Source organism: Streptomyces sp. PKA51, assembly GCF_057552455.1.
Map to the genome: position 1 here is coordinate 1 of NZ_BAAJPZ010000028.1, position 14,310 is coordinate 14,310.

The 14,310-nt window shown below is 69.9% G+C and carries 17 protein-coding genes and 3 pseudogenes; 11 read left to right on the plus strand and 9 right to left on the minus strand.

All coding sequences use genetic code 11. From position 1 onward, the window contains the following. The coding region (locus AC27L3_RS27320) for a hypothetical protein (RefSeq protein ID WP_487236739.1) at positions 1-633 on the plus strand (633 nt) is incomplete at its 5' end. Positions 634-886: 253 nt separating this feature from the next. Here the strand turns inward: AC27L3_RS27320 and AC27L3_RS27325 are convergent. Beyond that, positions 887-1,093 carry a hypothetical protein gene (locus tag AC27L3_RS27325; RefSeq protein WP_487236740.1) on the minus strand — a complete coding sequence of 69 codons (207 nt, stop codon included), beginning with the start codon at positions 1,091-1,093 and terminating at the stop codon, positions 887-889. Then, on the minus strand, positions 1,084-1,662 hold the full coding sequence (locus AC27L3_RS27330) for a hypothetical protein (RefSeq protein WP_487236741.1): 579 nt from the start codon (positions 1,660-1,662) through the stop codon (positions 1,084-1,086). The genes AC27L3_RS27325 and AC27L3_RS27330 overlap by 10 nt, the downstream gene beginning before the upstream one ends. On the opposite strand from AC27L3_RS27330, the pseudogene AC27L3_RS27335 reads away from it, so the two are divergent. Further along, positions 1,644-1,874, plus strand: a pseudogene (locus AC27L3_RS27335) (transposase); the annotation flags it as partial. The gene AC27L3_RS27330 and the pseudogene AC27L3_RS27335 overlap by 19 nt on opposite strands. Before the next feature lie 52 nt (positions 1,875-1,926). Here the strand turns inward: AC27L3_RS27335 and AC27L3_RS27340 are convergent. Continuing rightward, positions 1,927-2,451: a MarR family winged helix-turn-helix transcriptional regulator gene (locus AC27L3_RS27340; RefSeq protein WP_487236742.1), complete on the minus strand. Its 525-nt coding sequence runs from the start codon at positions 2,449-2,451 to the stop codon at positions 1,927-1,929. A gap of 40 nt (positions 2,452-2,491) precedes the next feature. Here AC27L3_RS27340 and AC27L3_RS27345 point away from each other — a divergent pair, with 40 nt between their 5' ends. The 3 genes from AC27L3_RS27345 to AC27L3_RS27355 all read left to right on the plus strand — a co-directional run bounded on the left by AC27L3_RS27345 (position 2,492) and on the right by AC27L3_RS27355 (position 4,526). Further along, positions 2,492-3,466, plus strand: a complete 975-nt coding sequence (locus tag AC27L3_RS27345; protein ID WP_487236743.1) for a DMT family transporter — start codon at positions 2,492-2,494, stop codon at positions 3,464-3,466. Between the two features lie 284 nt (positions 3,467-3,750). Next, a complete protein-coding gene (locus AC27L3_RS27350; RefSeq protein WP_487236744.1) occupies positions 3,751-4,191 on the plus strand; it encodes a Mur ligase domain-containing protein in 441 nt (146 codons plus the stop codon). Continuing rightward, the gene (locus AC27L3_RS27355) at positions 4,191-4,526 is read left to right on the plus strand and encodes a hypothetical protein (protein WP_487236745.1); all 336 of its coding nucleotides are present in this window, start codon (positions 4,191-4,193) and stop codon (positions 4,524-4,526) included. Before AC27L3_RS27350 ends, AC27L3_RS27355 begins: the two co-directional genes overlap by 1 nt. On the opposite strand, the gene AC27L3_RS27360 is transcribed toward AC27L3_RS27355, so the two are convergent. Then, a complete protein-coding gene (locus AC27L3_RS27360) occupies positions 4,515-5,753 on the minus strand; it encodes an FAD-dependent oxidoreductase (RefSeq protein WP_487236746.1) in 1,239 nt (412 codons plus the stop codon). The two genes, AC27L3_RS27355 and AC27L3_RS27360, sit on opposite strands and share 12 nt — an antisense overlap. Before the next feature lie 94 nt (positions 5,754-5,847). Between AC27L3_RS27360 and AC27L3_RS27365 the strand changes: the two genes are divergently transcribed. Continuing rightward, the gene (locus AC27L3_RS27365) at positions 5,848-6,864 is read left to right on the plus strand and encodes a helix-turn-helix transcriptional regulator (protein ID WP_487236747.1); all 1,017 of its coding nucleotides are present in this window, start codon (positions 5,848-5,850) and stop codon (positions 6,862-6,864) included. Here the strand turns inward: AC27L3_RS27365 and AC27L3_RS27370 are convergent. Next, complete coding sequence (locus tag AC27L3_RS27370) at positions 6,824-7,900, minus strand: helix-turn-helix transcriptional regulator (protein WP_487236748.1); 1,077 nt, start codon at positions 7,898-7,900, stop codon at positions 6,824-6,826. The two genes, AC27L3_RS27365 and AC27L3_RS27370, sit on opposite strands and share 41 nt — an antisense overlap. 95 nt (positions 7,901-7,995) lie before the next feature. Between AC27L3_RS27370 and AC27L3_RS27375 the strand changes: the two genes are divergently transcribed. From AC27L3_RS27375 to AC27L3_RS27390, 4 genes and pseudogenes are all read left to right on the plus strand, one after another. Continuing rightward, on the plus strand, positions 7,996-8,397 hold the full coding sequence (locus tag AC27L3_RS27375) for a RidA family protein (RefSeq protein WP_487236749.1): 402 nt from the start codon (positions 7,996-7,998) through the stop codon (positions 8,395-8,397). Between the two features lie 295 nt (positions 8,398-8,692). Beyond that, complete coding sequence (locus AC27L3_RS27380) at positions 8,693-9,109, plus strand: SRPBCC family protein (protein WP_487236750.1); 417 nt, start codon at positions 8,693-8,695, stop codon at positions 9,107-9,109. Further along, positions 9,109-9,537: a MarR family winged helix-turn-helix transcriptional regulator gene (locus tag AC27L3_RS27385; RefSeq protein WP_487236751.1), complete on the plus strand. Its 429-nt coding sequence runs from the start codon at positions 9,109-9,111 to the stop codon at positions 9,535-9,537. Before AC27L3_RS27380 ends, AC27L3_RS27385 begins: the two co-directional genes overlap by 1 nt. A gap of 224 nt (positions 9,538-9,761) precedes the next feature. After that, positions 9,762-10,252, plus strand: a pseudogene (locus AC27L3_RS27390) (IS5 family transposase); the annotation flags it as partial. 816 nt (positions 10,253-11,068) lie between these two features. Here the strand turns inward: AC27L3_RS27390 and AC27L3_RS27395 are convergent. The 4 genes and pseudogenes from AC27L3_RS27395 to AC27L3_RS27410 form a co-directional block, all read right to left on the minus strand. Next, positions 11,069-11,557 (minus strand): annotated as a pseudogene (locus AC27L3_RS27395) (replication-relaxation family protein); the annotation flags it as partial. A gap of 72 nt (positions 11,558-11,629) precedes the next feature. After that, positions 11,630-11,854: a hypothetical protein gene (locus AC27L3_RS27400; RefSeq protein ID WP_487236752.1), complete on the minus strand. Its 225-nt coding sequence runs from the start codon at positions 11,852-11,854 to the stop codon at positions 11,630-11,632. A gap of 499 nt (positions 11,855-12,353) precedes the next feature. Further along, positions 12,354-12,893 carry a hypothetical protein gene (locus AC27L3_RS27405; protein WP_487236753.1) on the minus strand — a complete coding sequence of 180 codons (540 nt, stop codon included), beginning with the start codon at positions 12,891-12,893 and terminating at the stop codon, positions 12,354-12,356. A gap of 350 nt (positions 12,894-13,243) precedes the next feature. Continuing rightward, a complete protein-coding gene (locus AC27L3_RS27410; RefSeq protein WP_487236754.1) occupies positions 13,244-13,504 on the minus strand; it encodes a hypothetical protein in 261 nt (86 codons plus the stop codon). Positions 13,505-13,896: 392 nt separating this feature from the next. On the opposite strand from AC27L3_RS27410, the gene AC27L3_RS27415 reads away from it, so the two are divergent. Next, the gene (locus AC27L3_RS27415) at positions 13,897-14,289 is read left to right on the plus strand and encodes a VOC family protein (RefSeq protein WP_487236755.1); all 393 of its coding nucleotides are present in this window, start codon (positions 13,897-13,899) and stop codon (positions 14,287-14,289) included. Positions 14,290-14,310: the final 21 nt, after the last annotated feature.

A 14,310-nucleotide genomic window follows, 5' to 3' on the forward strand; every position in this document is an offset into this window, starting at 1 on the left:
CCCCTGACCGCGCCGGAGGACACCCAGCACTTCCGGTTCACCGTGAACAACGCCGACTCCCAGGTCAACCCCGACATCCGCCCCCAGGGCTGGCACCTGACCGGCTTCCGCCTCACCAGCTCGCCCAAGCACTACACCACCACGTACGGCGACCGGAGCCTGAAGAACGGCAGCACCTACGACCGGGTGCACATCCTGCTCGACCTCGAACGCTCCGATCCCACCATCTTCTGGAAGCTGACCATTCCGCTCTACCTCGCCGTCCTCATCGCCGTCTCCACGTTCCTCGTCTCCTCCCCGCACGAGGAGCTGGAGACCACCACGCGGCTGGAGAGCGTCCACAACAGGCTCGCCGTCCTGGGCGGCGGGCTGTTCGTCGTCGTCCTCAACATGCAGCAGGCCAACGGCGTGGTCACCAGCTCCACCGGGCTGACCCTCATCGACTGGCTGCACCTGGCCACGCTGGCGTTCCTCCTCCTCGCCGTGGCGGGTACGGTCCTCGCCTGGAGCTGGACCACCCGGGGCGGCAGCCCCGCCCGGGCGGAGCGCGCCGGCCACCGCGGGGCGTGGTACGGGCTCGCCGCCTACATCGTGGCGTGCGGTGCCCTGGTGCTCCTGGCGGCCTACGGGTGAACACAAGGCTGAGTGTGAGAGAAATCGGATGCCCGGCACCCGAGAACTGCACCCCGGGCAGGCCCCCGCCGGGCACGGCTCTCCTCCTCGAACGGCCGAACCGCCGCCTCGCGGAGCAGGGCGGTGGCAGCGTCCAGGACGCCTAAGGACCGCCAGCAGCAAGGCCCGGGGGTTCAGCCGGCGCGTGCGGCCAGGAGCTGGGCGCGGGTGTAGGTGGTGGTTCCGTCCTGCGGGGTGGTGCGCAGCAGGTCGATCAGGCCGTGGGCTGGGGGGCGGGTTCGCCGGGTGTGACGGCGGATGCGGAGATGTCGTCGAGGAGTTTGTCGACGAGGCGGGCCAGGGTGTGGTTGCCGGTGCCGCTGTAGCCCCAGCCGATGCCCCGGCCGGAGCAGGCCGGGGCGGGCCACAGGGTGCCGTCCTGGGTACGGATCCAGAGGGTGCGGTCGCTTGTTAGGACCACTCGCACGCGGTGGCGCACTGGTCGGGCCGGACGACGACAGCGCCGGTGTGCCAGTCCTGTCCGTCGTCCCAACGCTGTGCAAGAGCGGCGACGCGGTGGGCCAGGACGTCGCGGCGTTCGGTGATCGACAGCCAGCCGGCGCGACGTACCACCTCGGGCAGCGGCTCCGCGTCGGGGCGGCGCAGCTCGGCGGGGACGGCGCCGAGGACCAGGTGTGCGCCGTCGGCGGCATTGGCCCGCAGTTCCTGGGTGTCGCGGGTGACCGTCTTGTGGTCGCGGGCGCGGATCTCGCGGGCCGGGGACCAGCACAGGCGGGCGGCCGGAGAGCCGTCCGGCTCGTCGGCAGCGAGTTCCACCAGCGCATCGATGGGATTGGTGACGTGGCAGGCAGGCACCACGGCCGGCGGCGTGCCCGGTCTGCAGGCAGCGATCGTCTCGCGGTCCCGGAGCGGGGCGAACCAGTAGGGCGCCCGCATCCCCACCGCGGCGGCCAGGTGCTTCCGCCTCGGCTCGTACTGCTCGGATAGCCTCAGCCCTGGCAGCACGTCCAGGGCCAGGGGCCAGGGCACGTACCGAGGCAGCCGCCTCGAAATTGCCCGGCATCAGCACCTTCGCCACCGGCCTGAACAGTGACTTCGACGCGGTCACCGCGGGACTGACCACCGGCTGGAACTCCGGCCCGGTCGAAGGAGCCGTCAATCGGATCAAGATGCTCAAGCGGCAGGTGTTCGGCTGCGCCGGCTTTGGCCGCCTCCGCGAGCGGGTCCTGCTCTGCTCCTGAGGACTTCCGTCCGACACCTTCCAGGCGCTGGTCGCGGGCCGGAGGGGGCTGGTTACTCGCTGCCGGGAGTACGCGGATGATCCATGCGGGAGAGCCAGCTGGTGAGCAGCGTTTCGAGTGACTTGGCCTCGGCGGGCGTCAGCAGATCCAGCAGGTGACGTTCGTTGCGCATGTGGTCGGTGAACGCCCGGTCGATCAGTTCGCGTCCGGGGCTGGTGAGGGCGACGATCCGGCTGCGCTGGTCGTCGTCGGAGCGGCGGCGGGTGACGAGTCCGGCTCGCTCCAGGCGGTCGATTCTCTTCGTCATCGCGCCGGTGGTGACCATGGTGTGCGCGGCGAGCTCGCCCGGTGCCCGCTCGTAGGGCTCCCCGGCCCGGCGCAGGGCGCACAGGACGTCGAACTCTCCCTCACCGAGGCCGTAGCGGCCATAGACGAGGCAGAGTTCCTCGGTGAGCCGGTCGGCCAGACGGTGCAGTCGGCCGATCACTCCCTGGGGGCTGACGTCGAGGTCGGGCCGCTCGCGGCGCCAGTCGGCCTGGATGCGGGCCACGCGGTCCAGCGGTTCACCGTGCTCCATGCACACCATGATAGCTTCCCGGGAAGCTATATTAGCTTCCATGGAAGCTAATACGCGTTGGGCGGCCCTGACCGCAGTCGCGCCGGTGGCCTGGGGGACCAACTACTTCGTCACCCACGAGTTCCTGCCGGCCGACCGCCCGCTCTACGGGGCCGCCCTGCGGGCGCTGCCCGCCGGCCTCGCCCTGCTCGCCTTGCGCAGGCAGCGGCCGCGCGGCGCGTGGTGGTGGCGGTCCGCGGTGCTCGGCCTGCTCAACATGAGCGTGTTCTTCGTCCTCGTTTATGCCGCCTCCCAGCTGCTTCCGACGAGCGTCGCCTCGACCGTCATGGCGGCGTCCCCGCTGACGATGATGCTCATCGCCTGGCCCCTGGTGTCCGAGCGGCCCGGCATCGCCCACCTGACCGGTGCCGCGATCGGACTCGGCGGGGTCTGTCTCATGCTGCTCACCGGTGTGGAAGGGGTGAGCGTGCCGGGAGTCCTCGCCGCGGCCGCCGCCATGCTGGTGTCGTCCTTCGGTCACATCCTGACCAAACGGTGGGGCGCCGGCGCCGATGTGCTCGCCTCGACCGCCTGGCAACTCACTGCCGGAGGTCTGTTCCTGCTCCCGGTCGCGGCAGTCGTGGAGGGCCCTCCGCCCGCGTTCTCAACGCCGACGCTCCTCGCGTTCGGCTACGTTGCCCTGATCGCCACCGCGCTGGCCTTCGCGGCCTGGTTCACCGGGCTGCGGCACCTGCCCGCGGGGACAGTGGGACTGATCGGGCTGCTCAACCCCGTTACCGGCGTGCTGCTCGGCACAGCGGTCGCCGGAGAAGTGGTGACCGTGCAGCAACTGTGCGGACTGGCCCTGGTCCTGACCGGAGTCGTCCTCGGCCAGCCCAAGCGCGCGGGCCGACGCGACAACAGTCAGGCACCTCCCCGTCCGGTATCCGGCGAGTGCCCCGCGCGAGGCGTCTCCTACGCGCAATCCCCCGCAGGGATCAGGGATGGGAGCAGGGCTCCGGAGGAGGACGATTGACGTCCCACCATCTCACCACGCGCCTTCGCTGTCACGGACAGTGATCGCCTCACGGAACTTGTGCCAGGCCCCACGCGGACCTGTCACCAACAGCCTCCCGACCTCACATGGTGTGAAGGGGCCCGCTTACGGTTGCGTGTGGTGTGAGGCGCCGTCAGGGCCTGAGAATCCTGACACCAAGAGCCCTACCGATCAGGATGCGGGCGGCAGGAGCCTTCAGGGGCGGCTCGCGGAGCAAGCGGGTCGTCAGCTCGCACGCCACACTTCGTCGTGAAGGGGTGGTCGTGGAAACGAAGGCTGTCCATATCCCGGGCCGCCAGTGGCCGCTGGATCTGAGTCACCCGCACTTCGTCGGCATCGGCGGCGCCGGCATGTCCGCGCTGGCCAGGATCCTGCGCGGCCGGGGCGCTCGCGTCACCGGATCCGACCTGCGTACCACCACCGCGCCCGCGCGCCTGGAGACGCCCGGCCACCGCGTCCTCCTGGGGCACGCGTGCCTGACGCACAAGGCGAGGATGCGGGTCCGCGACGACCTGGCGACGATGTTCTGCAAGCGCGTCGCGACGAAGATCAAGAGGGCCAGGGCGGAGCCGGAGGCGACCCGGCTCGCCGAGCGGGAGATCGTCGAGGCCCTCATCGGGAACTACCGCACCGTGAAAATTGACCACGGTGGCCTCGCTGGGAGGTGTTGCTGTACGAGCGGATCGGCCGGGACCCCGCGGTGATGTCCGACCTGGCCGAGAAGCTGGAGTTCACGGCCAGGTCGGACGATCGGACGGTGCCGGACGCGTTCGCGCACGCGATGCGGCACCAGAGCGCCCGCGGCGAGTACATCACCGCCTTCGACGAGGAGGACAAGGAGGTGGACATCTCCTTCGCCACGCAGAACCGGCGCAAGGCCGTGGTCGACAAGACCCGTACGGGGCAGTGTGTTCGTCAGCACGTCGAGGCGATGGCCTTCGCCGCGTTCGCCGAGGAACTGCGCACCGGGGGACGTCGCTGTGGTCGGTCCTGTTCTGAGTGCAGGGCATGGGCGTCGCGCGGCTCGTCAGTGACGTAGCCGGGCGGCTGCGGCCAGAATCGGGGTACTCACGGCGGTGGCTGCGGCGCCGAGTGTGGTGTCGGTGGCCAGGATCCACCGGACGGTCTTCATGGCCAGGGTGAGGACTTCGCTGCCGCGCCGGCGCATCCCGGCCTCGAAATGGTCCACGGCGTCGGTGAGGGTGACGGTGCCGTCGGCGGCGGCGCTGATGTGCGCGAGCAGGCTGGCGGCGTCGCGGATGGCCGCGCCCGCTCCCATTCCGGCGGTGGGCGGTGTGGCGTGGACGGCGTCGCCCAGCGCGGTGATACGACCCGCAGGCCAGGGCGCGAGATCCTCCGCGCGGGTGGAGGCGGCGTTGAACCGGAATCCGGCCACGCTGTGCGGGTCGGCTCGGGCGATGACCTCGAGTGTGTGCTCGGCCCATCCCCGCTCGCGGAATCGGCCGAGCAGCGCGGCCTGCAGTTCGCCGCCCCGCAGGTCGCGCAGGGAACCGGTGCTGGTGGATTCGGGGAACATGGCGCCCCAGATGTAGGTGGGTCCCGTGGTGACCGACATCCGCAACTCGGGAGCGTCGAGCGCGGCGTTGCCGACCGGGTCAAGGAAGCCGATGTAGAGCGCGGCTCCGCGCGGGCCGATCGCCAGCCCCGATCGTGGTCTGAGTCGCTGCTGCTCGCCGGGGCTGAGGTCTCGCCGGAGGGTGCGGCCGGAGAACCCGATGATGCCCGCCGGGCTGTTGGTCGGGCCGCCCGCCAGGTGGCGGGCGACCACCGAGTGGGTGCCGTCCGCGCCCACCACCAGATCCGCCGAGACCGGCGCTCCGTCGGTGAACAGCACTTGAGGCGTGCCGTGGTCGTCGTGGCGGACGCCGGACACGCGGCATCCCAAGTGCAGGCCATCTCCGACGGCTTCGGCCAGCAGCATCCGCAGAGTGATCCGATCGACGTCAATGCTTGCACTGTCGCTGAGGTCCGGCCCGTGGCCCAGCAGCCGGCCACGGCGATCCCAGAACGCGTCGCGCTCGCGCAGTCGCAGCGCCGACCCCGATGCCAGCAGCCGCTGCATGATCTTCGGTTCCACCAGATCCTTGAGTGCCGACTGCGCCCGCTCATCCAGGGTGATGTGGTAGCCGCCCGTCGCCGCCACATCGGTGTCACGGTCGAATACCGCCACCTCGAACCCCCGGCGACGCAGTCCTGCCCCCAGTGCAAGCCCGCCGATCCCGCCACCCACCACGACCACCCGCATACCCGACCGTCCTTTCCGTCGCTGCTCGCTGAACAGAACCCACCCTGACACCGGTAGTGGACACCGAGTGGCCACTACCGGGCATGATGGGACGATGGCGAACACCTCACACCGGACGTTGCGGTTGTTGTCGCTGCTCGGGTCAGGACGGCAGTGGTCGCTGCGCGAGCTCGCCGACCGGCTTGGGACCAGCGAACGCACTGTCCGCCGCGACATCGAAACCTTGCGCGCGCTCGACTACCCGATCGCCACCATCCACGGCCCCGGCGGCGGCTACCGGCTCGGGGCCGGGCGAACCCTGCCGCCGTTGCTGTTCGACCACGACCAGGCCCTCGCGATCGCGGTGGCCCTGCAGACCGCACCAAGCACGATGTTCGGCCTCAGGGACGACGCGGCGCGGGCGCTGGCGGCTCTACAGCAGGTCATGCCCCCTGCGCTGCGGGCATCCATGGAATCCCTGCGTCTGACTCGTCTGCAGAACTACTGGGAGTTCCCTGCGCCCCCCATCGACCCGGCCGCCCTCACCGTCGCCGGAACCGCGGTACGCCACCGTCACGTCCTCGTCACCGAGACACTGCGTCCCGACGGCACACGCCCCGCACCCAGTGACCCCGACTACCTGCCCGCCCACCGCATGGAGCCGCACCACCTGGTTGTCTGGGCCGCCCGGTGGTATCTGGTCGCCTACGACCTCACCGACAATGAATGGCGAGTGCACCGCGTCGATCGACTGCACCTCCGCCCCACCACGCAGCACTTCGCCGCCCGCGCGCTTCCCCACCCCGACCTCGCCCACTTCGTGATGAGCACCCACGACCGCGGCGACACCCCCGCCGTCTGGCAATGCACCGGCACCGCCCGGCTCAACCTGCCCGCCCACATCGTGGCCCGCTGGGCACCAGGCGGCTCCGTCGTGGAACACCTCGACACCGAGTCCTGCCGGCTCACTCTCGGCGCCTGGTCCTGGGCCGGTATCGCTGGCATCCTCGCCACCTTCGACACCGAACTCACCGACCTCCACCCACCCGAGCTCGTCCACGCATGCCGCCGCCTCACACACCGATGGGCCGCTATTGCCGAAACCGAGTGCCCCGGCCCTTCTCATGAATGAGTAGTTCCGACAGACCACGGGCCCCCACCGGATCGTGTCCGGACGAAGGGTGCTCCAGATGCACATCGGACACTCCGTAGCGGGTGGCGATCGCGGCGGCGCGGTTGCGCAGGGAGTTGCGCAACCACTGCGGGGCCAGGGCTTCCGCGTTCGTGCCGAGGTGCCACAGCGCCCACTCAGCGTGTCTCGAATCTTGGAAGGTCACCTCCAGCCGCAGCCAGCCGTCTGCGTCGGCTTCCTCGGCGAGGACGGCCAGCGCGGTGCCCACCAGGTCCTCCCTCTGCACCGGGTTCATCCGTAGCAGCACGGTGACTTGGTCGCCGCCGGTCCGAAACCGTGTGCTGCGTTCCTGCCAGGCCCGGTCCAGGTCGACCCGGTCCGGACGCTGTGCCGGTTCGGGGAGTTCCTCGGCGGCCAGAATGCGGGACAGCCGGTAGGTGCGGTCCGCGCCGGACCTCGTGGCCAGCAAGTAGCCCTGGCCGCGCACGGTGACCAGGCCGATCGGGTCCACCGTGCGCCACTTCGGGGTCCGGTCCGCAGCCGAGTAGTGGATGCGCAGCTTGTGTCCGGCCAACACCGCGCGCCGGACCTCGGCCACGATGGTGTCAGGCACCTCCTCGGCAACCACCCGGCGTGAGAGCAGGTCGGTCTCCGGGTCGATGAGCAATCGCCGAGCCGCGTCGGCCGCGGTGGCCCGATGGCTTTCGGGCAGCGCGTCAACCACCTTGCGCATGGCCGAAGCGAGTGCCGAGCCGAGTCCGAATGCCTGCGCGCCGCGCCGCGATCCGGCGACCAGCAGGGCGAGTGCCTCGTCGTGGTTCAGTCCGGTGAGCTCGGTCTGGAAACCGGGCAGCAACGCGAAGCCGCCGTGCCGACCGCGTTCGGCGTAGACCGGGACGCCGGCCGCGGACAGCGCCTCGATGTCGCGCAGCACGGTGCGGGTGGATACCTCCAGCTCGCGGGCCAGCGCGCCCGCTGACAGCCGACCGTGCTGCCGCAGCAGCAGCACCAGCGATACCAATCGATCGGCGCGCATACGAAAACCCTACAGGAATACATGACACAGGATGTCGTGATGCCTTGGGAGGCTTCAGCACGACACAGGCCCGTCGCACACGAGAGGTGACCCGCATGGCACACGCCATTGTCAATCCGGACGGTTTGCACGACCCGGTCCCGTTCGGCTACAGCCACACCGCCACCGTCCCCGCAGGTACGGAACTGGTGCTTATCGCGGGTCAGTACGGATCGGGCCCGGACGGCGCGGTTGTCTCGGCCGATTTCACCGAGCAGGTAAAGCAGACGTTCCGCAACATCGGCGTCGCTCTTGCCGCCCATGGGCTCGACCTCAGCCACGTCGTCCAGCTCAGGACGTACGTGGTGAACCATGATGTCAGCAAGCTCGGGCCGATCGCCGGGGCCGTACAGGAGGGCTGGGGTACGAAACCGCCCACGCAAACCCTCATCGGTGTCGCCGGCCTGGCTGCGCCCGACGTGCTGTTCGAGGTCGAGGCCCTCGCCGCCCGGCCCTGATTCGCCCGCCGCCCGCATCCGGGCTTGTTCACCCCGACGTGGGTGGCGGTTCGGCAACGGGGTGGCGTAGCGATGTGAACGGGCGTCATCGGACACCAAAGTCTGGGCAACACGTCGCTCTGGTGAGGGACTGCCTCCTGGACACGCTCGAGCGCCCTTCGCGGCCGCGCTCCGCTCCGGCTGACGCCGGGCGGGGCGTGTTCGTTGCCCTTCAGCGGCCGGACCGCTGGACAGATAGTCTGCGCGCAGATAATCTCTTCGTAGATAATCAAGCGAGACAACAGGGAGACCGCTGATGTGGACGTACGAGCACACCACCGAGACCGACGCCGCGCCCGAGGCGATCTGGCGCCTGTGGGCCGACGTTGAGAACTGGGCGGACTGGAACGCCGATATCGCGGACATCGAGATCGGTGGCCCCTTCGCCGCGGGCACCGAGATCGTCATGACCCCGCCCGGGCAGGAGCCGGTGCACCTGCTCGTCTCCGAGGCCACCGCCGGCGAACTGTTCGTGGACGAGGCCCGCATCGACGGACTGCTCCTGCGGACGATCCACCGGATCGACCGCGGCGAGCGTCTGCGCACCCGGGTGACGTACCGGATGGAGATCACCGGCGACGGCGCGGACGAGCTCGGCCCGCAGATCGGTCCGGCCGTCACCGCGGACTGGCCCGTGACCGTGGCCGCCCTGGTCAAGGCGGCGCAGAGCTGATGTCCCTCGCACCCGGGGAAAGCCCCGGATTCCTGCTCTGGCACGCCACGCTGCGCTGGCAGCGCGAGATCGCCGCGGCCCTCGGGCCGCTCGGCCTCACTCACGTCCAGTTCGTTCTGCTTGCCTGCACGTGGTGGCTGAACACGCACGACGAGCGCCCCAACCAGCTGGCCCTGGCCCGTCAGGCCGGCACGGACGTCAAGATGACCTCGCAGGTCCTGCGTGCCCTCGAAGCCAAGGGCTTGATCGAGCGCGAGATCGACCCCGCCGACACCCGCGCCAAACGGCTGCGCGTGACCAGCGCAGGCGCCGAACTGGCGCCACGCGCGATCGCCGCCGTCGAGGAGGTCGACGCCCGCTTCTTCGGCCCAGTGGTACGCGACGACGCGGTGGCCCTGCTCGGCCGCCTGGCCCGTTTTGTGTCCTGAAGGGCCTCACCGGGCTCGCCTGGGGCGTGTCCGGCAGGTCATGCAGCGCCCCGTAAGGGGCGCCGTGGTGGCCGCGTGACGAAGATCCGCCGGACAGGCCCTACCGCGCGTCTTCTTGATGGACTCATCAGTTGATCAGATATGTCCATCCGATTAGTGACCATTGATGCGATGCGGGACCGGATTCAGCCGTTGATGCCGGCCGATCCGGTCCGGGGACGGCGGCCGACCACGCCCTCGGACGCTCACGCGGCGGCCTGAGCACCAAGGTCCACCTGGCCGCCGACGGTCGTGCACAACCCCTGGCCCTGACCGTCACCGCAGGCCAGACCGGCGACGCACCCGCCTTCGAAACGGTGATGGCCGACATCCGCGGGCCACGACGCGGCCCTGGCCGGCCCGGGACAGCACCGCTGGCCGTGCTCGCGGACCGGGCCCACTCCCCCGGGCCATCCGCTCCCACCTGCGGCGGCGAGGCATCCGCGCGGTCATCCCGCAGCCCTACGACCAGGCAGGCCACTGCCTGCGGAGAGGAAGCCGAGGCGGCCCCCCGCCCATCTTCGACACCGAGGCGTACAAGCAACGGAACACCGTCGAACGGTGCATCAACCGCCTCAAGCAGTGGCGCGGCCTGGCCACACGCTGCGACAAACTCGCCATCGCCTACCAGGCCGCACTCCGCCTCGCCGCCATCCTCATCTGGGCACGACGATGACCAAAGAGACGGAACCTGAGGAAGCGGGAGGCGAGGATCGATGGCGGTCTGGTCCTGGCCCCTGAAGCACCGGTCACACCCGGTGAGGGCCGCGGAACGGCTGGCGCTGCGCGATCTGTACTACACCGCGGCGCGGTTCCCCGGTGACGTGCGCAGGGACTCGCAGCAAGCGCTCGGCGAGCAACGCCTCCGGCAGAGCTCGGCGGTCGAGCAGTTTCCTGGCCGTCGAGCTGAAGGACCGTCGAATGAGTGCGCCGCGTTGCGACTGTAGGAGCACGGCGTCATCGGCCCGGCTCGGGGCGAAGAGGAGACACCGGTACCCGTCGAACTTCAGCTCGAACACCAGACCGCGTGGGGAAGAGGTGTCGCCGTGCCTGGACGGCTTGCCCGCAGCGGCTGGCCTGCGGGAACGGGCGGTGTCCGGTTGAGGGGCTCCCACCTCCGGTCACACCTTCGGTCCCCCGCTGAAGGCAACCGTCCAGACAACGGTTCAATCGCCCGTCGGTGCAACCCCCGCCCCGGCCCTGCAACGGGCGCGGCAGCCGGGGGGCGAGCCAGGCCGGGGTTCCACCGTCAGTCCGTCCATGCGGCGTCGGCGATGCCCGGCAGGTGGGCACCACCCCAGTGCAGCCCGGCCGGGCGAGCCGCCGTACGGGGCGGCTTGCCCAGGCTCATCTTCGGTTTGCCCAGTAGCCGCGGCAGGCCGCGCCGCCGGCCGCCGCTATGTTCATCGCGGCTGCGGCAGCGCGGCCAGAGGTCGGCGGTTCTCACCGCCGCCGACGACCCGCCACACCGACTGCGCGGGTCCGTGCGTGATCAGCAGGGGCAGGGTCGTGGTTGCCACGGTGATGCGCCAGTGCGGCCGGGCGCGGTCGTGGAAGGCGGCCTCCCTCGTGGCCGGGGCCGCGCGGCGCTGGGCGGGGCGAAGACGAACAGCAGCGGCGGGAAGGGCCGATCCAGCGACGGTCCGGCGTAGGTCTCCTGCCAGTGGGAGCCCGGAGCGCGGACGGCGTTGCTGCGGCCGGACGGCGGTGCACCTCGGTAGGCGTCGTAGCGCTCGAGCTTGGCGAGGAGGCGGGCGTAGGACATGGTGCGGTCGATCTCCACGAACGCGTGGGAGTCGCCTGTCAGGAGCACCACGCCGTCGGGCACCAGGGGGCCCGCCGGGGTCGGGTGGGCGACTTCCATCTGCCAGTCGGCCTGGTCGGCCGCGCCGGCGTGGTGGAAGGCGATGACGGCGTCGACCAGGGCGAGGACGTGCTCGCGCAGGCCCGTCTTCGCCGCCGCGCGCTGCCCGGTGGTCCGGCCGGCCTTCGGCGGGAGTTCACCGGAGGCGGCGGCTTCGGCAAGGCCCGCCGGGGTGCAGAACCAGTAGCTCTACTGCGCGCGGTGGGGCCGGCCCACCAGGCGGTCGGCGAGAAGGTTGCGCAGCGCGCGGCAGATGTAGTTCGTGTCCTGGTGGTGCGACAGCAGGAGCGCCTTGAGCTGGTGGGGCGTGGCCAGGCGGAGCTTAGCCAGGGCGAGGAGCGCCTCGCCGCGTATCTCCGCCCCGGCCTTCGCCGGCCTCGTGCTGGGTGCGCGGGGCCGGGACGCTCCAGGCATATCCAAGCTGGGAGAAGAGGAGTTGCAACCAGCCTGGGCGGGTGGACAAAGGGTGTGACCAGTGACAACGGCCAGGCGACGTCCTCGGGCTTCTCCAGCCGTAGACGGTCGGGGCGGTGACAGGTCCAGCCGCGTGAACGTGAAGCGGTACGCGGCTGGGGCCACCGTGAAGAGGCACCCCTTGACCAACGTCTGATCCGACTCACCTGCCAACGCCCGCTATGGGCGCATCCCCCTGCAGCCCCGGTTTGTCCGTGACCAGGCCCATATTCCGCCGCCCGAGGCCCGCCTCGGCGCCGTGGGGCGGCCGGCGCGGGAAGCGTGACCTTCAGGGGTATCTGGCCAGCTGTTCGTCCTGCCCAGGTGAGGTCGGGAGGGTTGCAATGAGCCTTGGCGCCGTTCCTCGAGCACCTTCCGGGCCACCGCGGGACCGGAACGGCGGCTGGTTTGGTCTTGTTGAGGAATCGGTCGATTCCTCAACAAGACCAATTAAACGGCATCAACAGGGAACGTTGATGCTGTAGGTGCGCTGACCCGAGTCGATGGCCGAGTCGCTCCCCCAGTACGGGCCGACCTGGTGGTACGTCATGGTGACGCTGTAGGTGCCGCAGGCGGTCGTCGACAGGGAGGCGCTGGCCGAACCGGTCGCGGAGCTCTGCTGGGCGTTGACACTGTAGCTGTAGCCGGTGCCGCCGACACTGGCCGTGCCCTTGGCGTCCCAGGATGCCGGGTAACTGCTGGTCGCGTAGTACCAGGAGTTGCCCCAGTAGTACTGGACCTGACGCGTGTTGACGACGGCGGAGACCGCTCCGCTGGAATCGGCCCGCAGGCACATCTGCACCTGGGCGTACGTGTACCGGCCGCTGCCGTAGAACTCTTCGTTCGGACCGCAGTAGGTACCGGCCGGGGCGGCGGCGCGCTCTTGGGCGGCCGCTGGTGCGGCCAGGGATGCACCGGTCAGGGCGATGACCACGGCGCCCACGCCGATGGCTGCGAATTGTCTGCGGGCGGGGGTGATAGTGCGTCCGGTGAGTCGCATGGTTGACCCTCCTGTTCCGCGTGAACGCCCCTGGTCGACAGGGGCACGACCAGGACAGCAGACCCCTGTTTGGCCGGGTGGTGTTATATATGCAATTCACTCGGTCGGGTTGAGCTGGTGTATCGACCTCACGGCCGCTATCACCCACATGGACACAATCAGGTCCCAGCCGATCGTCGCCGTCCCTGTCACCGCGCTGCCCAGCCCGGGGGCCGGCGAGCCGAACGAGGACACCTTCGCCCTGGAAGCGCTCGGACGCGTCTTCGTCACCACCGGATCCAGGGCGCAGACCGGACCGGACGCGGCAGAGGGCATCGCCCGCACAGTGATCGACGTCGCCCTGCAGATCCTCACCAAGGACCACGAGAACGCCGCCGAGGCCCTGCGCCAGTTGGAGGCCGTCGGCGTGGGCCGGGCCCTCGTTTACCGGTATCGATCTCGGACTGCACCACCTCGGCGTCAGCGGGCAGGTCGGTGGCCAACAGCTCCGCCAGCCGGATCATCTGCGTCGTGCGCTCGCGCTCGTCGGCCTCGATCTCGGCCTTGCTCAACACCGCAGTACGCCGCTCGATGACCCCGACCAGCTCCGGGAAACCGTGCAGGGCCCTCATGCACTGGACTGTTCGTATTCGGTGATCGTGCGGGCCACGGTGCCGGCCGGGGCATCACACCCGGCATCCGGGCGACTCCGCGGTAGGCCAGGTCATCGCCGCCCCCTCGCCTTCACTGAGCCGGAATCCCTGGCCCTGCTCACGACGGTAGAGGCTTCCGCTGCGGCAGTTTCAAGCCCGGCTCTCAGCTTCTTATGCGCCGTCGGCCGCCGCACGGACGTTGATCACGATCAGTCTCTTTGCACAGGCCGGCGCTGGCGAAACGCATAAACATTCCGGACCGATCCCGACAACCTGCCGCCTCTCACACCAGCTCTGAACACGGCCACGCTGCAGCACATCGTCGCGCGATGGCTCGTACGCTACAGACGCGGACCGAAGGAGAGCATGCCGTGAAAATTCAGATGACCAGCGTCTTCGTCGACGACCAGGCAAAAGCCCTGCACTTCTACACCGAGGTCCTCGGCTTCGTGAAGAAACACGACGTGCCGGTGGGCGAGACGGACCGGTGGCTGACCGTCGTCTCGCCGGACGACCCAGGCGGCACCGAACTCCTCCTGGAGCCGGCCAGCCACCCGGCCGCCAGAACCTACCGCGACACCCTCGTCAAGGACGGCATCCCGCTCGCCCAGTTCGCCGTCGACGACGTGAAGGCGGAATACGAGCGCCTCCGTCGCCTCGGTGTCCGCTTCACCCAGGAGCCCATGGACATGGACTCCATCACCGTCGCCGTCTTCGACGACACCTGCGGCAACCTGATTCAGATCGCAACCCAGCCGCAGTAAGCAGTCAGCCCTGCGCGAGGC